The 18,177-nt window shown below is 64.3% G+C and carries 15 protein-coding genes; 8 read left to right on the top strand and 7 right to left on the bottom strand.

Going from position 1 to position 18,177, the window contains the following annotated elements; translation table 11 throughout:
- The first annotated feature begins 9 nt into the window (after positions 1-9).
- The 8 genes from ACLEJW_RS22105 to ACLEJW_RS22070 all read left to right on the top strand — a co-directional run bounded on the left by ACLEJW_RS22105 (position 10) and on the right by ACLEJW_RS22070 (position 7,048).
- On the top strand, positions 10-1,173 hold the full coding sequence (locus ACLEJW_RS22105) for a phosphoglycerate kinase (protein WP_145189794.1): 1,164 nt from the start codon (positions 10-12) through the stop codon (positions 1,171-1,173).
- Positions 1,174-1,205: 32 nt separating this feature from the next.
- Positions 1,206-1,424 (top strand): hypothetical protein, encoded by a 219-nt coding sequence (locus tag ACLEJW_RS22100; RefSeq protein WP_145189797.1) that lies wholly within the window; start codon positions 1,206-1,208, stop codon positions 1,422-1,424.
- Between the two features lie 73 nt (positions 1,425-1,497).
- Positions 1,498-1,827, top strand: coding sequence for an MliC family protein (locus ACLEJW_RS22095; protein ID WP_313301969.1), 330 nt, complete (start codon positions 1,498-1,500; stop codon positions 1,825-1,827).
- Positions 1,828-1,927: 100 nt separating this feature from the next.
- Positions 1,928-2,992, top strand: a complete 1,065-nt coding sequence (fba, locus tag ACLEJW_RS22090) for a class II fructose-bisphosphate aldolase (protein ID WP_016501943.1) — start codon at positions 1,928-1,930, stop codon at positions 2,990-2,992.
- Positions 2,993-3,187: 195 nt separating this feature from the next.
- On the top strand, positions 3,188-5,308 hold the full coding sequence (locus tag ACLEJW_RS22085) for a putative bifunctional diguanylate cyclase/phosphodiesterase (protein ID WP_440778264.1): 2,121 nt from the start codon (positions 3,188-3,190) through the stop codon (positions 5,306-5,308).
- 39 nt (positions 5,309-5,347) lie between these two features.
- On the top strand, positions 5,348-5,848 hold the full coding sequence (locus tag ACLEJW_RS22080; RefSeq protein ID WP_145189808.1) for a M48 metallopeptidase family protein: 501 nt from the start codon (positions 5,348-5,350) through the stop codon (positions 5,846-5,848).
- Between the two features lie 12 nt (positions 5,849-5,860).
- Complete coding sequence (locus tag ACLEJW_RS22075) at positions 5,861-6,172, top strand: winged helix-turn-helix domain-containing protein (protein ID WP_145189811.1); 312 nt, start codon at positions 5,861-5,863, stop codon at positions 6,170-6,172.
- Between the two features lie 138 nt (positions 6,173-6,310).
- Positions 6,311-7,048 carry a substrate-binding periplasmic protein gene (locus ACLEJW_RS22070; RefSeq protein ID WP_313302010.1) on the top strand — a complete coding sequence of 246 codons (738 nt, stop codon included), beginning with the start codon at positions 6,311-6,313 and terminating at the stop codon, positions 7,046-7,048.
- A gap of 21 nt (positions 7,049-7,069) precedes the next feature.
- Here ACLEJW_RS22070 and yccS read toward each other — a convergent pair whose 3' ends face one another.
- The 7 genes from yccS to ACLEJW_RS22035 form a co-directional block, all read right to left on the bottom strand.
- The gene (gene yccS, locus ACLEJW_RS22065) at positions 7,070-9,253 is read right to left on the bottom strand and encodes a YccS family putative transporter (RefSeq protein WP_313645766.1); all 2,184 of its coding nucleotides are present in this window, start codon (positions 9,251-9,253) and stop codon (positions 7,070-7,072) included.
- An 83-nt stretch (positions 9,254-9,336) separates the two neighbouring features.
- Positions 9,337-10,518, bottom strand: a complete 1,182-nt coding sequence (locus ACLEJW_RS22060) for an NAD(P)/FAD-dependent oxidoreductase (protein ID WP_440778263.1) — start codon at positions 10,516-10,518, stop codon at positions 9,337-9,339.
- A gap of 126 nt (positions 10,519-10,644) precedes the next feature.
- On the bottom strand, positions 10,645-11,982 hold the full coding sequence (gene dbpA / locus ACLEJW_RS22055) for an ATP-dependent RNA helicase DbpA (protein ID WP_256675103.1): 1,338 nt from the start codon (positions 11,980-11,982) through the stop codon (positions 10,645-10,647).
- A 112-nt stretch (positions 11,983-12,094) separates the two neighbouring features.
- Positions 12,095-13,522, bottom strand: a complete 1,428-nt coding sequence (gene mdtD / locus ACLEJW_RS22050; protein ID WP_145189825.1) for a multidrug transporter subunit MdtD — start codon at positions 13,520-13,522, stop codon at positions 12,095-12,097.
- 127 nt (positions 13,523-13,649) lie between these two features.
- Complete coding sequence (locus tag ACLEJW_RS22045) at positions 13,650-14,969, bottom strand: TldD/PmbA family protein (RefSeq protein ID WP_440778262.1); 1,320 nt, start codon at positions 14,967-14,969, stop codon at positions 13,650-13,652.
- Positions 14,969-16,411, bottom strand: a complete 1,443-nt coding sequence (locus ACLEJW_RS22040) for a TldD/PmbA family protein (RefSeq protein ID WP_440778261.1) — start codon at positions 16,409-16,411, stop codon at positions 14,969-14,971. The genes ACLEJW_RS22045 and ACLEJW_RS22040 overlap by 1 nt, the downstream gene beginning before the upstream one ends.
- A 30-nt stretch (positions 16,412-16,441) precedes the next feature.
- A partial coding sequence (locus tag ACLEJW_RS22035) for an acyl-CoA dehydrogenase (protein WP_440778260.1) occupies positions 16,442-18,177 on the bottom strand: 1,736 nt, incomplete at its 5' end.

Genomic DNA, 18,177 nt, shown 5'->3' with positions numbered 1-18,177 from the left:
ACTGCATTCATGACCGTGTTGAAGATGACCGACCTCGACCTGCAAGGTAAGCGCGTACTGATTCGCGAAGACCTCAACGTGCCTGTGAAGGACGCTGTGGTCACCAGCGATGCGCGTATCCTGGCAGCGCTGCCGACCATCAAGCTGGCCTTGGAAAAAGGCGCGGCGGTGATGGTCTGCTCGCACCTGGGTCGCCCGACCGAAGGTGAGTTTTCTGCCGAAAACAGCCTCAAGCCGGTTGCCGACTACCTGAGCAAGGCCCTGGGCCGCGACGTGCCGCTGGTAGCCGACTACCTCGACGGTGTCGAGGTCAAGGCCGGTGACGTGGTGTTGTTCGAGAACGTGCGATTCAACAAGGGTGAGAAAAAGAACGCCGATGAGTTGGCGCAGAAGTACGCCGCCCTGTGCGACGTGTTCGTCATGGACGCCTTCGGCACCGCCCACCGCGCCGAAGGCTCGACCCACGGTGTAGCCAAGTTTGCCAAGGTCGCTGCGGCTGGCCCACTGCTGGCGGCCGAGCTGGACGCGCTGGGCAAGGCCTTGAAAGCCCCGGCCAAACCCATGGCGGCCATCGTCGCTGGCTCCAAGGTATCGACCAAGCTCGATGTGCTGAACAGCCTGAGCGGTGTGTGCGACCAACTGATCGTCGGTGGCGGCATCGCCAACACCTTCCTTGCCGCGGCCGGGCATCCGGTGGGCAAGTCGCTGTACGAGGCTGACCTGGTGGATACCGCCAAGGCCATCGCCGCCAAGGTCAGCGTGCCGCTGCCAGTCGACGTGGTCGTGGCCAAGGCCTTTGCCGAAGATGCCGAAGCGACCGTCAAGGCCATTGCCGACGTCGCCGCCGATGACATGATCCTCGACATCGGGCCACAGACTGCAGCCAACTTCGCCGAGTTGCTGAAGTCGTCGAAGACCATCCTGTGGAACGGTCCGGTAGGAGTATTCGAATTCGATCAGTTCGGCAACGGTACCCAGGTGCTGGCCAAGGCCATCGCCGACAGCGCTGCGTTCTCGATTGCAGGAGGCGGCGACACCCTGGCCGCCATCGACAAATATGGCGTTGGCAAAGATATCTCCTACATTTCTACCGGCGGTGGCGCCTTCCTCGAATTCGTCGAAGGTAAAGTGCTGCCAGCGGTGGCGATCCTGGAAGAGCGGGCCAAGGCCTGACAGTGGCGGCGCCTGGCAAAGGGAGCGACCTGATGGTCAAGCAATTGCCTGTGATGATCCTGGCCGTGCTGCTGGGCGCCTGCTCCAGCGGTCCGTCAGCCGACGCAGAATCGCCGCAGCCGCCCAAGGGTGGCTGCTATCAGTCCGAGTGGCAGGCCGAGACCGTGCCGGTCATCAACAAGCGCGTCGGGCCTGAAGGGCTGGAAAAATACGACGACGAACACCAGCGCAAGGCACCCGGTTGCCCCTGATGCGACGAGCGCCTGGCGCTTCGTCGGCCCAGGCAACCAAGTGGCTGCGTTGTGGTCATGTAGAGGATATTCGATGAAAGCGCTGTTGGCCGTCATGGCCTTGGCGACACTGGCAGGCTGCTCGCTGCTGCAGCCTGCACCTGCCGCCGTAGCGGACAACTGGACGCGCTGGGTCTGCGATAGCCAGACCGAAGTGCTGTGGCGCTTCGCCGACGCCGAGCAAGACCAGGTCGATGTCCGCCTCGGTGGCGGTGACCAGGTCTACCGACTCAAGTCCGAGCCGGGTGCTTCTGGCGCGCTGTACAGCGATGGCGTGCTGGCCTTCCACACCAAGGGTGAAGAGGGCCTGGTGTACTGGGTGGCAACCAACGATCTGATAGGGCGGGGCTGCAAGGCACCGTGACGGGCCGGGCCGCTGTGGCGGCCCACACAACTTGAACAGCAACCGCCCCTGCGGCAGGCTTGCACGAAACAAACGACGCTTGTCGGGAGAGAGATACACAATGGCACTCATTAGCATGCGCCAGATGCTGGACCACGCCGCCGAGTTCGGTTACGGCGTTCCGGCTTTCAACGTCAACAACCTCGAGCAGATGCGCGCCATCATGGAAGCGGCCGACAAGACCGACTCGCCGGTGATCGTGCAAGCTTCGGCCGGCGCGCGCAAATACGCCGGTGCGCCGTTCCTGCGCCACCTGATTCTCGCCGCCATCGAAGAATTCCCGCACATCCCGGTGTGCATGCACCAGGACCACGGCACCAGCCCTGACGTGTGCCAGCGCTCGATCCAGCTGGGCTTCAGCTCGGTGATGATGGACGGCTCGCTGGGCGAAGACGGCAAGACCCCGACCGACTACGAGTACAACGTACGCGTCACCCAGCAAACCGTGGCCATGGCCCACGCCTGTGGTGTATCGGTGGAAGGCGAGCTGGGCTGCCTGGGTTCGCTGGAAACGGGCATGGCCGGTGAAGAAGACGGTATCGGCGCCGAAGGCGTGCTGGACCACAGCCAGATGCTGACCGACCCGGAAGAGGCCGCTGACTTCGTCAAGAAGACCCAGGTCGATGCCCTGGCCATCGCCATCGGCACCAGCCACGGTGCCTACAAGTTCACCAAGCCGCCAACCGGCGACGTCCTGGCGATCGACCGCATCAAGGAAATCCACAAGCGCATTCCCAACACCCACCTGGTGATGCACGGTTCTTCGTCGGTGCCACAGGAATGGCTGGCGATCATCAACCAGTACGGTGGCGACATCAAAGAAACCTACGGCGTACCGGTCGAAGAGATCGTCGAAGGCATCAAGCACGGCGTGCGCAAGGTCAACATCGACACCGACCTGCGCCTGGCCTCGACCGGTGCCATGCGTCGCCTGATGGCGCAGAACCCGAGCGAGTTCGACCCGCGCAAGTTCTTCGGTGAAACCGTCAAGGCCATGCGTGACGTGTGCATCGCGCGCTACGAAGCATTCGGCACCGCCGGCAACGCCTCGAAGATCAAGCCGATCTCCCTGGAAGGCATGTACCAGCGTTACCTGAAAGGCGAGCTGGCTGCCAAGGTCAACTGATCAGCTGTCGATCGAAAGAAAACCCGCGGCGACGCGGGTTTTTTTTAACCACCGAAATGCTGCAAGGCCGCCGTTAGTCGGCTACCTTGAGACTAATTACCTGATAGCCATGTGACTGCGTTGATTGTCGCAACCACGCGTCTAGAGTATTAATCGGATCCAAAGTGGTCGAGTCGGTCAACTAAGAGAAGCAGCATGGATGGCGCTTACCCCCAGTCACAGGATGGCAAATCGGTTCTCCTGGTGGTGGACGATTACCCGGAAAACCTCATCAGCATGCGAGCGCTACTCGCGCATACCGATTGGCAAGTGCTGACGGCAAGTTCAGGCACCCAGGCGCTTGGCACGCTGCTCGAACACGATGTCGACCTGGTCCTGCTCGATGTGCAGATGCCCGAGATGGACGGCTTCGAGGTAGCCCGGCTGATGCGTGGCAGCCAGCGTACTCGGTTGACGCCGATCATCTTCCTGACCGCCAACGAACAATCCGATGCCGCCGTGCTCAAGGGCTACGCCAGCGGGGCGGTGGATTACCTGTTCAAGCCCTTCGATCCGCAGATCCTCAAGCCCAAGGTGCAGGCGCAACTGGATCAACAGCGTAATCGGCGCATGCTGCAGCGGTTGACCCGCGAGCTGGAAACCGCCCGGGCGTTCAATGCCTCGATCCTGGAAAATGCCGCCGAAGGCATTCTGGTGGTCAATGCCGGCGGTGCGATCACGTACGCCAATCCCGCCATCTCGCGGTTGCTGCAAACCCCGGTCGAGCCGCTGCAAGGCGCACACTTGCTGGATCTGTTGCAACTGGCCAGTCCTACCCTATGGGCTGAGTCGCAGTTCCAGCACGCTTACCTCGCCCGGCAGATTTTGCGCGTGCACGACGCCCACTTACGTGTGCCTGGCGGGCAACTGATACCGATCACATTGTCCTGCGCGCCTTTGCCGGCCGAGCAACAGGCGATGGTCGTGACCGTGCTGGACATGTCGGTGGAGCGCAACCTGCACCAGCAGCTCGAGTATCAGGCGGTCACCGACCCCTTGACCGGCCTGCTCAATCGTCGCGGCTTCTACCAGGCGGCCGAAGGCGTGTTGCTGCGCGGTGAACGTGCGCACAAAGCCCAGGCGCTGATGTACATGGACCTCGATGGTTTCAAGCGGATCAACGATTCGCTCGGGCATGAGGCCGGTGACCGGGTATTGCGCTGGGTGGCCGATCAGATCAAGGACTGCCTGGGCAGCGAGGCGCTGCTGGCACGCATGGGCGGCGACGAATTCACCGCGCTGTTCGACGGCCTGCCCTATCCTGAGCAGGCTGGGCGCTACGCCGAGAAGCTGCTCGAACGGGTGTCGATCCAGCAGCAAGTCGACGGCCTCGACGTGTGCCTTGGCGTGAGCATTGGCATTGCGACGTTCCCCGATTGCGGGGGCAACGTCGAGGGTTTGTTGCGTGCAGCTGACACGGCAATGTACGCGGCCAAGCAAGCCGGCCGCCAGCAATACCGCTTCTACGATCAGGAACTCAATGGCCGTGCGCGCTCGCGGCTGATGCTCGAAGACAGCGTGCGCAACGCCATCGAGGAACAGGACTTCAGCCTGGTCTACCAGCCTCAGGTGGCCTTCGCCGACGGTAAACTGCGCGGTTTCGAGGCCTTGCTGCGCTGGCAGCACCCAAGCGTTGGCGATGTGCCGCCGGGGCTGTTCATCCCGCTGCTCGAGGAGGCGCGTCTGATCAACCGCCTGGCCAGCTGGATCTACCGCCAAGGTGCCGCCCAGCGCCAGGCCTGGTGCCAGCGCTTTGACCCCGACCTGATCCTGGGCATCAGCCTGAGCCGCGCCCAGTTCTCCATGCCCAGCCTGGTCGATGAACTGCAACGGGTGATTCACGACTACCAGCTTGATCCTGCGCAGTTGGAAGTCGAGGTCGCCGAGACCTCGCTGATGTACAACATCGACGCTGCGGTCAAACAGGTCCATCGCCTGCGCGAGCTGGGCGTGCGGGTGGCGTTGGATGACTTCGGTGCCGGTGATTGCTCGCTGCGCATGTTGCGTGACCTGCCCATCGACACCTTGAAGCTCGATCGGCATCTGGTCGCGCGCCTGCCAGATTCAGCCGCCGATGCCGCGCTGGTGCGCAGCGTCATCGGCCTGTGCGCCGATTACCGGATCACGGTGATTGCCGAAGGCGTCGAGACCCAGGCCCAGGCGGCCTGGTTGCAGGCCAGTGGTTGCGCCTATGTCCAAGGGTTCCTGGTGGCGCACCCGATGACGCCGGCCGATGCCAGCGGCTTTGCGGCGAAATTTCCCTGGCCACCTGTCTGATTGGCTAGAATCGGCATTCGTGACACCGACTGCCAGGCCATGACCGAACTCCGTTATCTGCAAGCCTACCCGCCGCACCTGCAAGAGCAGGTGCGTCAGTTGATCGCCAGCGACCGCCTGGGTGCTTACCTGCAGCGCCGTTACCCTGACCGCCATGACGTGCAGAGCGACAAGGCGCTGTATGGCTACGCCCAGGCGCTGCGCCAGCAGTACCTGCGCAGCGCGCCGGGCCTGGACAAGGTGCTGTTCGACAACCGCCTGGACCTGACCCATCGTGCCCTGGGCCTCAACACGGCGGTGTCGCGGGTGCAGGGCGGCAAGCTCAAGGCCAAGAAGGAAATCCGCATCGCTTCGCTGTTCAAAGAGGCGGCGCCGGAATTTCTGCGCATGATCGTCGTGCACGAGCTGGCGCACCTGCGCGAGCGTGATCACAGCAAAGCGTTCTACCAGCTCTGCCAACACATGGAGCCGGCGTACCATCAACTGGAATTCGACCTGCGCGTCTACCTCACCTACCGGGAGTTGCCGGGCACTTTGTAAGGACCACGCAGCATGGATGTGAGCAAGACCAAGAGCAGTTTCTACCGCCGTCTCTACGTCGCCTGGCTGATCGACAGCCAGACCGCCACCAGTGTGCCAGCGCTGATGGCGGCCACCGGCATGCCTCGGCGTACTGCCCAGGACACGCTGGCCGCCCTCGCGGACCTGGACATCGTCTGCGAGTTCGAGCAACAGGAAGGCGCGCGCAATCATGCCGGTCACTACCGAATTCGTGACTGGGGAGCGATCGACAAGCAATGGATCGCCCACCACCTGCAGGCGGTCAGAGCGGTATTGGGATATCCGCCAGCGGGCGAGCACTGATCGACAGCCGGTCGGCAGATTCGGCCGATTTAGAGGCTAAATGACAGTATTGGCCGCTGCCTGACGCCATGGCTTTGTGTAATCTGACCGGCGTTCACCTGCTCCAGCGTGTGCCTCCTACTGCGAAAGGACTTCTGCATGCGGCCACTGCTTTGTGCGTTGGGTTTGTCGATTCTGCTGTTGGCGACACCGGCTATCGGCCTTGAGAGGCTGCGCCTGGTTGCCGACAGCTGGCCGCCGTTCAGCGACCGCTCCATGCCCGGCGGTGGCCTGGCTACGAGCCTGGTGACCACGGCACTGAGCCGCGCAGGCTACACCAGCGCCTACGAGGAAGTCCCCTGGGCGCGTGCCTTGCTCGGCATAGGCGAGGGACGCTATGACGTGCTGATCAATGCCTGGTACACCGACGCGCGGGCGCAGCTGGGGCAGTTTTCCGAAGCTTACCTGACCAATCGCATTCGCTTGCTGCAACGCAAGGGCGAGGCCCTGCGTTATCGAGAGCAAGCCGACCTCTACCCGTACAGCATCGCCGTGGTCCGAGATTATGCCTATTCCGCGCAGTTCGATGGCGACACTCGCCTGCACAAGGTGGCGGTGCGCAATTTCTCCTCGGCCGTACGCATGCTCGCGGCAGGGCGCGTGAACCTGGCGGTCGAGGATGAGTACGTGGCGCGCTACAACCTGCAGCGCGAGCCCCAGCATGTGCGCGATGCCGTGGTGCTGGTGGAGCCGGCCCTGGCAGAAAACAGCCTGCACATCCTGGTCAGCCTCAAGCACCCTCACCATGCGCAGATCATCCAGCGCTTCGAGCAAGCGCTGGCGAGCATGAAAGCCGACGGCAGCTACGCGCGTCTGTTGCGCCAGCATGGCTTTTGAGCGCCAGCGCCAAGGCCAGGGTCAGCTGGCCGGCGCTTGCTTGATCAAGTGCGCAGCAAGGGTGCGCAAGGGCGCCAACTGCCGGCAGATCAGCGCCAGTTGGGTCTGCACCAGCCGTTGGTGTTCGTCCAGCTCTTCAGGCATCTGCTCCAACGCGCTGGCCAGAGCCTCTTCCTCGTCACTGTGAATCGCCACCGGCAAGCGCGCCGCCAGGCCATTGGCAATCTCGTCGAGGCTTTTCGCCAGGCTTTGCCCGGCGCCGTCGATCAGCTGTTCCTGCACCTGGGCCGGCAGCGCGGTATCGCGGTGCGCGCCCAGGCCCGACAGATAGCTGAGCAAGGTATGCGAGAGCACCAGGAAGCGAAAACCGACATCGGCCTCTTTGCGGAAATGCCCGGGTTCCATGAGCATGTTGGCCAAGGTCGTCGACAGCGCCGCGTCGGCGTTGTGGGCATTGCGCCGGGCCAGGCGATAAGCCAGGTCGTCACGCTTGCCATAGGCGTACTGCTGCATGATCTGGCGCAGGTACTCGCTGGCGCAGGTCAGGGTATTGGCCAGCGCCTTGTTCAGGCGTCGGCCCTGCCAGTCAGGCAGGAACAGGAACACTGCGAGAATGGCGATCAGGCTGCCGACCAGCGTATCGAACAGGCGCGGCAGGAACAGCCCGTAACCGTCGCCGATCTGGTTGAAGCAGAACAGCACCATCAGCGTGATCGCCGCCGTGGCCAAGGTGTAGCGGGTGGTGCGGTTGACGAAGAACACCACCCCGGCGGCCACGGCGAACAACGACTGCACCACCTGGCTGGGGAACAGGTCGAACAGCACCCAACCCACCGTCAGGCCTATCGCCGTACCGAAGATACGCTGCACCAGTTTGCGCCGCGTCGCACCGTAGTTGGGCTGGCAAACGAACAGTGTGGTGAGGATGATCCAGTAGCCCTGGGTCGGGTGAATCAGGTGCACCATGCCGTAGCCGATCGCCAGCGCCAGGGGCAGGCGCAGGGCATGGCGGAACAGCAGCGAGGTTGGGGTCAGCTGAGTGCGCAGCCGGGTCCAGACATCCTTGAGCGTGCGCGGCGAGCGGTCCAGCAGGCTGCTGTCGCTGGCATCGGCGAGGCTGTCGGGGTTGCTGGCAGCACCGAGCAGGCGATCAAGGGTGGCCAGGTTGGCGGCCAGGGCCCGCAGCGAGCGTAACAGGCTGCGCCAGGCCGGGTTGTTCTGGGTGCGCAGATGCTCCAGCGAGGCATTGAGGTCTTCCAGCGCCTCGGCGAAACCGCTGGCCAGCACGAACGGCTGGCGCAGACGGATCGTGCGCGCCAGCTCCTGGCACGAAGCGCCCTGTTTGCGCAGCAGCCGCTGGCAGCGGAACATCACGTCACTGTGGAAGAACGCCTCGGTCAATGCGTTGTACGGGTAGTGCGAGGCGCTGACCCGTTCGTGGATGTCCTGGGCCAGGAAGTACAGCTTCAGGTAGCGACTGACCTTCGAGTTCGGCTGGCTGTTGCCCACCCGGTGCAAGATGATCTCCTTGGCGGCGTTGAGCGCTGCGACCACTTTGCCGTTCTGCCGCGCCAGTTCCAGGCGCTGGGCTTCGACGTCGAGGTTGCGAATAGGCTCGAACAGGCTGGCCTTGAGCTTGAGGTAGCTGCCCAGCTCGAAGAACAGCTTGGCCAGGCTCTGTTGCACCGGTTGGTTGGAAAACAACGCTTGCCACAGCACCGAGAGCAGCCCGTACCAGGCTGCGCCTGCCACCAGCAGCATGGGCTCGTGCCAGAAATCACTGACCTGACCGCCCCGTTGGTCCACGCCAATCATGGTGTAGACCGCCGTGATCAGGGTGGCCGAGGCGATTGCACCGTAGCGTTCGCCGAGTGCGCCCAGCATGGTCAGGGCGAACGCCGCCAATGCCAGGGCGATGACGAAAATCCACGGGTAGGGGAACAGCAGCTCAACTGCCAGTGCGGCAATGGCAAAGCACGGCAGTGTTACGCCCAAGGCGCTGAGGCGCCCTTGCCAGCTGTCGTCGGTTTCCGCCAGGGCGCTGGCGATGATGCCGAGGAACAGCGGAATCAACAACGCCATCTCGTTCTGGTACCAGCACAGGGCCAGGCTACCGGTGAGGGCGATGGTGACGCGGATGCTGTAGCTGAACTTGTCCTGGCCCCACAGGCGACGCAGTGACTGACGCAACGAACTCGATGACATGATGGCCCGCTAGGCAGTGATCGAATGAATGCATGGCAGCATGTCCAGCAAGAAGCGTTCCGTGCTGCTGAATGGATTCTACTCTACACGAACTGCGCAGCGGCATTGGCCGATGCCCAGGCCCATTGGAAATTGAACCCCCCCAGGTGACCGGTGACGTCGAGCACTTCGCCGATGAAATACAGGCCGGGGCTTTTCAGCGATTCCATGGTCTTGGACGACACCTCGCGGGTGTCGACGCCGCCCAGGGTCACTTCCGCAGTGCGGTAGCCCTCGGTGCCCGCTGGCACCACGCGCCAGCTCGCCAGTTGCGCGGCGATCTGCGCCAGTTGCGCGGGGGTGTACTGCTTCATCGGCCGCGACTCGAACCACTGCTCGGCGAGCAGGTTCGCCAGCTTGCGGGTGAACACCTCGCCCAGCACCGTCTTGAGTTCGGCATTGGCCCGTTCGGCCTGCATCTGTTGCAGCCAGGTCAAGGCGTCGCGGTCCGGCAGCAAGTTGATTTCGACCATATCGCCGGCCTCCCAGAACGACGATATCTGCAAGATCGCCGGGCCGCTCAGGCCGCGGTGGGTGAACAGCAGGTTTTCGCGGAAGCTGGTGCCATTGCAGGTGGCCGTGCAATCGAGCGAGGTGCCGGACAGTTCGGTGCACATCGCCTTGAGTTGCGGCTCGGTAATGGTGAACGGCACCAGGCCGGCGCGGGTTGGCAGCAGGCTATGCCCAAATTGCCGCGCGACCTGGTAGCCGAAGCCGGTGGCGCCCAGGGTCGGAATCGACAAGCCGCCGGTGGCGATCACCAGCGACTGGCAGGCGAACAGGCCAGCACTGGTGTGCAACAGGTAGCCGTCCTGGGTTTTGTCGATCTGCTCGATGCTGGTGTGCATGCGCAGCTCGGCGCCCGCTTCAGCGCACTCGGCCAGCAGCATGTCGAGAATGTCGCTGGCCTTGTTGTCGCAGAACAGCTGACCGAGCTTCTTCTCGTGATACGGCACGCCATGCTTGCACACCAGCTCGATGAAGTCCCACTGGGTGTAGCGGGCCAGCGCCGATTTGCAGAAATGCGCGTTGTGCGAGAGGAAATTGGCAGGCTCGGTGTACAGGTTGGTGAAGTTGCAGCGGCCGCCGCCCGACATGAGGATCTTCTTGCCAGGCTTGTTGGCGTGGTCGAGCAGCAGGACCCGGCGGCCGCGGCGGGCGCTGAGCTGGGCGCACATCAAGCCAGCGGCGCCAGCGCCGAGGATGATCACGTCGGTGGAGTGCACGGTGTTACCTCATAGATAGCCGGCGCCTGCTTTGCAGCCCTCAGGACACCAAGCGTTCTCGTTCCCGCATGGAAGCGCAGAACGGCCTGGTGTCGCCAGAGGGCCGCCAAGTGGCCCCGAGAACATTCAAACGATACGGACTTTCAGGGAGCGCCCCTTGATCTTGCCGCTGTTCAGGCGCTGCATGGCCTGCTTGGCCAGGGCCCGTTCCACGGCGACGAAGGCCTGGAAATCGAAGATGGCGATCTTGCCCACCTGCTTGCCGGGAATGCCGGCATCGCCGGTCAAGGCGCCGAGGATGTCACCCGGGCGCAGCTTGTCCTTGCGCCCAGCGGCGATGCACAAGGTGCTCATCACGGGCAGCAGCGGCTCGCCACCCTTGTGCTTCAGGCTGTCGAGCAGGTCCCAGCGCAGCGGGCGCTTCTGCAGGTCTTCGATGGCCTGAGCGCGGTGGCCTTCAGCCGGGGCGACCAGGCTGATCGCGATGCCTTTTTCCCCAGCACGGCCGGTGCGGCCCACACGGTGCACGTGAATCTCGGCATCGCGGGCCAGTTCGACGTTGATGACCATGTCCAGGCCGTCGATGTCCAGGCCGCGCGCGGCCACGTCGGTGGCCACCAGCACCGAACTGCTGCGGTTGGCGAACATGGTCAGCACCTGATCGCGGTCACGCTGTTCCAGGTCACCGTGCAGGGCCTGGGCGACGATGCCTTTGGCGGTCAAGTGAGCGACCACGTCTTCGCACTGCTGCTTGGTGAAGCAGAAGGCCACGCACGACTGCGGGCGATAGTGGCCGAGCACTCGGGTCACGGCCTCCAGGCGCTGTTGCGGGTCGATCTCGATGAAGCGCTGTTCGATCTGGTTGTCGGTGTGCAGGCTCTCGACCTTGACCTGCTGGGGCTTGCGCATGAACTCGGCGGCCAGTTGCTCGATGCCGGCCGGGTAGGTGGCCGAGAACAGCAGGGTCTGGCGACGCGATGGGGTCTTGCCGATGATGCTGGCGATGGCGTCGAAGAAGCCCATGTCGAGCATGCGGTCGGCTTCGTCGAGGACCAGGGTGTTCAACCCGTCGAGCACCAGGGTGCCTTTGTCCAGGTGTTGCTGGATGCGCCCCGGGGTGCCGACGATGATGTGCGCGCCGTGCTCCAGAGAAGCGATCTGTGGGCCCAGCGACACCCCGCCGCAGAGGGTGAGGATCTTGATGTTATCCTCGGCCCGGGCCAGGCGCCGCAGCTCCTTGGCCACCTGGTCGGCGAGCTCGCGAGTCGGGCACAGCACCAGGGCCTGGCAGCCGAAGTAGCGCGGGTTGATCGGGTTGAGCAAGCCGATGCCGAATGCAGCGGTCTTGCCGCTGCCGGTCTTGGCCTGGGCGATCAGGTCCTGGCCGCGCAGGATCACCGGCAGGCTCTGCGCCTGGATCGGGGTCATCGAGGCGTAGCCAAGGGCGTCGAGGTTGGCCAGCATGGCCGCAGACAGCGGCAGTGAGGCAAAGGCGGTGGTGTCGGTGGTCACGAGGCGGGCCTGCGGTGCGAAGCGAAAAATGCCGCACAGTCTACCAGCCTCGTGGCCATTCCCCCTAAGACTCCATGTGCTGTTCCGGACGACGGGCACGCCTCCCGTCCGTTGGCGAGAGCTGCAGGAAGATCGCCGCGGCCAGCATGGCCATCACGCCAATGGTGACGAAAGTCAGCTGAAACGCGCCCAGGGTGGTTTCCACGCCATCGGCACTGCCTGCCGCCGTGAAGCCGCCGAGCAATGCACCGGCGCAGGCCACGCCCAGGCTCAGCGACAGCTGCGCGACCACCGACAACAGGCTGTTGCCGCTGCTGGCACTGGCATCGTCGAGGTCGATCAGGGTCACCGTGTTCATGGCCGTGAATTGCATCGAGTTGACCGCGCCGAGCAGCGCCAGCTGCACCAGCAGCATGGCGTAGGGCGTCTGTTCATCGACCAGGCCCAGGCTGGCCAGGAGGATCCCCAGCAGCAGCGTATTACCGGTCAGCACGATGCGGTAGCCAAGACGCTCGATCAGCGGCCGGGCCACGGACTTGGCGAGCATCGCCGAGGCTGCCAGCGGAATCATGCTCATGCCGGCCTGGGCTGGCGAGTAGCCCAGGGCGACCTGCAACAGCAATGGCACCAGAAACGGCAGGGCGCCACTGCCCAGGCGCGAGAACAGGTTGCCAAGGATACCGATGGCGAAGGTCCGTACGCGAAACAGGCTGGGCGAGAACAGCGGCTCCGGGTCGCGCCCGGCCCGTAGCCAATAGGCGGCCAGGCAGGCCATGCCGGCGAACAGCAGCAACATCACCCGCAGGTGCGGCAGGTGCAGCTCGCCCAGGCCCTCCATGGCGATGGTAATCAGCACCATGGCGGCGCCGAACAGCAGAAAGCCCGGGCCATCGAAGGAGGTGCGCTCGGCGCCGCGCAGGTCGGGGATGAATTTCCACACGGCGTAGCAACCCAACGCGCCGACCGGCAGATTGAGCAGAAAGATCCAGTGCCAGCTGAGGATTTCCACCAGCCAGCCGCCCAAGGTCGGGCCCAGCAGCGGGCCCAGCAGGCCGGGGATGGTGATGAAACTCATGATCCTCACCAGCTCGCTGCGCGGGTAGGCGCGCAGCACCACCAAACGCCCCACCGGCAACATCAGCGCCCCACCCAGCCCCTGCACGACGCGGGCAAAGATCAGAAAGCCCAGGCTGTTGGCGGCGGCACACAGCAGCGAGCCGAAGCTGAACAGCAGGATCGCACTGAAGAAGATGCGCTTGGTGCCGAAGCGGTCGGCTACCCAGCCCGAAGCGGGTATCAGCAGCGCCACAGTGAGCATGTAGGCGATGATCACGCCTTGCATGCGCAGCGGGTCCTCGGCCAGGGAACGGGCCATGGCTGGCAGGGCGGTATTGAGAATGGTGCCGTCCAGCGATTGCATGAAGAAGGCGATGGCGACCACCCAGGGCAGCCAACGGGCGGTGATGGGGTCCAGCGGGGCTCGATCGGGCATGGCGTGCTATTCCGTCAGTGCCGGCCTGTGTCCGGGCCAGCCCGCTCGCGCACGATCTGTATGACCTGCAGTTGCTAGATCGTTGCCGTGGGAGCGGGTCTGGCCGCGAAAGGACCGGTGATTGCAATCACAATGTCAGGGTAAGCCCTTTGACCAGTGCGCCCGGCAAATGACTCGACCCGGTGCTGCGCTGCCCGTAGGTGCTGGTCGAAAGGATCATCTCGCGCTCGCGGGTCAGGTCCTCCAACTGGCTGCCGAGCAGGCTGTAGACGCTGTCGTCGAAGCGCATGGTGCTGACCGGAGCCTGGATCTGGCCGTTCTCCACCCAGAAGGTGGCGAAGCGGGTCAGCCCAGTCATGCGGGCGGCGGGCAGGTCGGAGTAGTTCAGGTACCACAGGTTGCTGATGTACAGGCCCGTGCCCAGTCGCTCCAGCACCTGCTCGCTGGGCAGGCTGCCTGGTGCCAGGCTCAGCGCGCAGGGTGACTCGTAGCTGTCGGCGCCGTTGGCCAACAACTGGAATTCCGCCGCACTGCGTGCGCTGACCAGACGCTGCAGGGCCTTGCCCTGCTCGATCAAAGGCACATCCAGACGTGGCGAACCTTCGTCGGAGAAGGCCGGGCTGAGCGAGCTACTGACGTGCTCGCTGAAGCTCACCAGCGGATGCAGTTGGGCATCGCCGCTGTACAGGCGTTGCAGCGCGCTGTTGCCGGTGGCCAAGGCCTGGGCCGAGAAGCCGCCCCAGCTGAGCATGCCGGCGATCTCGTCCATCGCTGCCGGGGCCAGGTAGGCGCGATAGCTGCCAGGTGCGAGGGTGAGCGCCGGGCGGCCCAGAAAACCCAATTGCTGACGGGCCTGACGCAGGCGCTGGCGGAACGCTTCGGCATCCCACTGTTGGCCGGCATAGTTGGCCTTCACCGCCTGGCCGTTGCTGTGAAACAGGCTCCAGTCGAAATTGAAACTGTTGGCCTGGTGCCACCCGTAGGCGCCGAACGAACTGGCAAAACCCCGGCAGATCGGTCCTGCAGCGTAGATACCGACCAAGTCGAGGTCACCGGCCTCACCCTCGAGCAGGTCCAGCACGTCGCTCAGCGCAGGCAGCGGCTGGGCTTGCTGGTTCAGGCTGTGCCAGGCGCTGTCGTCCACGCGCAGGTAGGGGTCGATGGCGAGCAGCGGCAGGGTCTGGCGCAACTGCTCGAGAGCGGCATTCAGGCGTTGCGCGTCGATTTGCGCCTCGCCACTCAAGGTCACCTGCTGCTCGGCCTGGCGCGCCTCACGGATCAATCGCAGGTGCACGCTTGCCTGGCGCACTTCGCCGGCCTGGCGAACCTTGGCATGGTTGAAGCGGATGAACTGCGAGTGCTCGGCGCTGTAGCCCAGGGTGAACTGCTCGCCGTCCTGCACGCCTTGGCCAACAGCGGCCAGCAATGCGTCGAAAGCGTGTTTCATCAGGCGTCTCCTCCGAAAACATCGATCTGGCGGAACACGCAGGCCGGCGAGGCATGCCCGACCCGCACTACCTGGTTGGGTTCGCCCTTGCCGCAGTTAGGCGTACCGAGCACCTGGAACGTGCTGCGGTCGCCGACCGCCGCCAGATTGCGCCAGAACTGTGCCGAGATACCGCGATAGTTCGGATTTTTCACCACGCCTTTGAGCTCGCCGTCTTCGATCAACTGGCCCCATTCACAACCGAACTGGAACTTGTTGCGTGCATCGTCGATGGACCAGGAGCGGTTGGTGCGCATCAGGATCCCGCGCTCGATACCGCCAATCAGCTGTTCCAGCGTGTGATCGCCGGGTTCGATGTTGAGGTTGGCCATGCGGTCGATCGGCGCGCGATTCCAGCCGCAGGCACGGCTGTTGGCAACCCCGTCCAGGCCCGAGCGGAACTGCGACAGGGCGCCTCCAAGCGGGCGCAGCAGCAGGCCGTCACGGATCAGGAACTGCTTGCTGGCGGGCGTGCCGTCGTCGTCGAAGCTGTAGCTGGCCAGTTCCTCGCCGATGGTCGGGTCGAAGGTCACGTTGAGCAGGCGCGAGCCGTATTGCAGGTGGCCGAAGTCGCTGGCCTTGACGAAGCTGGTGCCGGCGTAGTTGCGCTCATCCCCGAGGATGCGGTCCATCTCCAACGGGTGACCGATGGATTCATGGATCTGCAGCATCATCTGGTCGGGCATCAGCAGCAGGTCGCGCGTGCCGCTGGGGGTGTTGGGTGCCAGGAGCAACTGCAACGCCTGGTCGGCGACTCGCCTGGCCGCCCCTATCAGGCCACACCGTTCGATGACCTCGAAGCCGCCTTGCTGGCCGAAGTTTTCCCGCCCCAGGCTACGGCTCTGGCTGTCCTGACCGTCGCTGGCGGTCACGCTCAGGCCGGGGAAGACGAAACGCTGGGCGTGGCGCAGCTCGGCGCCGGCACTGTTGAGGTAGGTTTGTTCAAGCGTGAGCACGCCGAGGCTGGCTTGCCAGTCGACCAGACGATCGTCCTTGGGCACGCTGGCTGATTCGGCGGCGAGCAGCCCGAGGCAGTCGGCCAGGTTGGGCAACGGCTGATCGAAGTTGGGCGAGACGTGGTCGTGCCGGGCATCGGTGAGCGGCTGTTCACGCAGGTCCAGCAAGCTGTGACGGGCGACGTGCCGGGCGAGGTCTTCGGCTTGTTGCAGCGCCTGTTGCAGCCCCGCCGGGGACAGGTCGGCGGTGGCCGCATAGGCCTCCACGCCGGCCACCCGGGCGGTGAGCATGGCGCCCTCGTCCTGGCTGAAGAAAGGCGGCTCGGCAACATTGCGGCGAACCGACAGGGTCTGATGCGACTGCTTTACATGGCGCAGGGAAAACACATCGGCCGTACTGCGCAGCGCGGCGAAACGCTGGCGCAGCAGGGCGCTTGAATCGAACATGCACAAGCCTCCATTGGCACGGTGGCTCCCCTAGAACCACCCCTCTTGCATGGCCAGGCACGTGTCGTCGCGCGCCTCCAGCAAGGCCAGGTCATTATGGCAGCCCGGTACTTCCCAGGTCAGGAAATAACGCGCAGCTTGCAGCTTGCCGAGGTAGAAGTCGCGATCGTCCGCAGCGCCTTTGAGCACGCCGAGCTCGGCATGCACGGCCTGTTCGAGCCAGCGCCAGCCGATCACGCAGTGGCCGAAAACCCTGAGATAGAGCGCTGAGTTGGCCAGGGCGCCGGCGACTTTGCCCTGCGCCATATCGCCGAGCAAGGCCAGGGTGACATCCTGCAGGCGCTTGACCGCGTGCTCCAGCGGGGCGCGCAGGGGGTCGAGCTGCGCATGGTGGCTGGCGCGCTCGCACGTTGCGCTGATCAAGCGCAGCAGTTGCTTGAGGCCAGCGCCGTTGTTCTGCGCGAGCTTGCGCCCCAGCAAGTCGAGCGACTGGATGCCTTCGGTGCCTTCGTGAATGGGGTTGAGACGGTTGTCGCGGTAGTACTGCTCCACCGGGTACTCGCGGGTATAGCCGTGACCGCCGAGAATCTGTATGGCCAGTTCGTTGGCTTTCAGGCAATACGCCGACGGCCAGGACTTGACGATCGGCGTCAGCAGATCGAGCAGTTGTTGTGCCTGGTCGCGCGCCGCCGGATCGCTGGCGGTGTGGGTATCATCGAACAATCGCGCCGCGTACAGGCCCAAGTCGAAAGCGCCCTCGACGTAAGCCTTTTGCATGAGCAACATGCGTTTCACATCGGTGTGGGCAATGATCGGCACGGCGGCGCTGTGCGGGTCGCGGTTGTCCGCCAGGCGCCCCTGGGGGCGTTGCCGTGCGTATTCCAGCGAATAGAGATAGCCGGCGTAGCCGAGCATCACCGCGCCCATGCCGACCCCGATCCGCGCCTCGTTCATCATCTGGAACATGCAAGCCAGGCCCTGGTGGGGCTGGCCGACCAGATAGCCGATGCACTGGCCGTTGTCGCCGAAGTTCAGCGCCGTCGAGGTGGTGCCGCGCCAGCCCATCTTGTGGAACAGGCCGGCCAATAGCACATCGTTGCGCGGCCCGCGGCCGCCATCGGCATCGACCAGGTACTTGGGCACGATGAACAGGGAGATCCCCTTGACGCCGGGTGGGGCGTCCGGCAGCTTGGCCAGCACCATGTGCACGATGTTCTCCGACAGCTCGTGGTCGCCGCCGGAAATGAAGATCTTGTTGCCCTTGAGCCGGTAGCTGCCATCACCGGCCGGCTCGGCGCGCGTGCGGATGTCGGCCAGCGACGAGCCGGCATGGGGCTCGGTCAGCGCCATGGTGCCGAAGTAGCGACCGTCGATCATCGGTTGCAGGTACAGGCGTTTCTGCTCCTCGGTGCCGAAGCTCTCGATCAGGTTGGCGGCGCCCATGGTCAGGAAAGGGTAGGCCGTGGTGCCGGCGTTGGCGGCCTGGAAATGCGCGAAGCACGCCTGCGACACCAGGCTTGGCAGCTGCATGCCGCCGACCTCGAAGTCGCGGTTGGCATTGAGAAACCCAGCCTGCAGAAAGGCATCGACGGCGGGCTTGACCTCGTCGATCAGTTGCGCGCAGCCATCCACATAGCGCGGCTCGTTTTCATCGGCCTTGCGGTTGTGCGGGGCGAAGTATTTCTCGGCGATGGTGCGTGCGGTGGTCAACGCAGCGTCGAAGGTCTCGCGGCTGTGCTCGGCGAAACGCGGGCGCTGGGTGAGGC

It is taken from the genome of Pseudomonas sp. SMSB3 (assembly GCF_052041965.1).
Lineage (GTDB): Bacteria > Pseudomonadota > Gammaproteobacteria > Pseudomonadales > Pseudomonadaceae > Aquipseudomonas.
Note: the sequence above shows the minus strand (reverse complement) of the source record. Positions and strands in the feature narration are given on the sequence as shown.

Bases quoted from the DNA above. Each gene is read 5' to 3' on its own strand.
- ACLEJW_RS22105 (WP_145189794.1), top strand. From the start codon at position 10: ATGACCGTGTTGAAGATGACCGACCTCGACCTGCAAGGTAAGCGCGTA.
- ACLEJW_RS22100 (WP_145189797.1), top strand. From the start codon at position 1,206: ATGGTCAAGCAATTGCCTGTGATGATCCTGGCCGTGCTGCTGGGCGCC.
- ACLEJW_RS22095 (WP_313301969.1), top strand. From the start codon at position 1,498: ATGAAAGCGCTGTTGGCCGTCATGGCCTTGGCGACACTGGCAGGCTGC.
- fba (WP_016501943.1), top strand. From the start codon at position 1,928: ATGGCACTCATTAGCATGCGCCAGATGCTGGACCACGCCGCCGAGTTC.
- ACLEJW_RS22085 (WP_440778264.1), top strand. From the start codon at position 3,188: ATGGATGGCGCTTACCCCCAGTCACAGGATGGCAAATCGGTTCTCCTG.
- ACLEJW_RS22080 (WP_145189808.1), top strand. From the start codon at position 5,348: ATGACCGAACTCCGTTATCTGCAAGCCTACCCGCCGCACCTGCAAGAG.
- ACLEJW_RS22075 (WP_145189811.1), top strand. From the start codon at position 5,861: ATGGATGTGAGCAAGACCAAGAGCAGTTTCTACCGCCGTCTCTACGTC.
- ACLEJW_RS22070 (WP_313302010.1), top strand. From the start codon at position 6,311: ATGCGGCCACTGCTTTGTGCGTTGGGTTTGTCGATTCTGCTGTTGGCG.
- yccS (WP_313645766.1), bottom strand. From the start codon at position 9,253: ATGTCATCGAGTTCGTTGCGTCAGTCACTGCGTCGCCTGTGGGGCCAG.
- dbpA (WP_256675103.1), bottom strand. From the start codon at position 11,982: ATGCTGGCCAACCTCGACGCCCTTGGCTACGCCTCGATGACCCCGATC.
- mdtD (WP_145189825.1), bottom strand. From the start codon at position 13,522: ATGCCCGATCGAGCCCCGCTGGACCCCATCACCGCCCGTTGGCTGCCC.
- ACLEJW_RS22045 (WP_440778262.1), bottom strand. From the start codon at position 14,969: ATGAAACACGCTTTCGACGCATTGCTGGCCGCTGTTGGCCAAGGCGTG.
- ACLEJW_RS22040 (WP_440778261.1), bottom strand. From the start codon at position 16,411: ATGTTCGATTCAAGCGCCCTGCTGCGCCAGCGTTTCGCCGCGCTGCGC.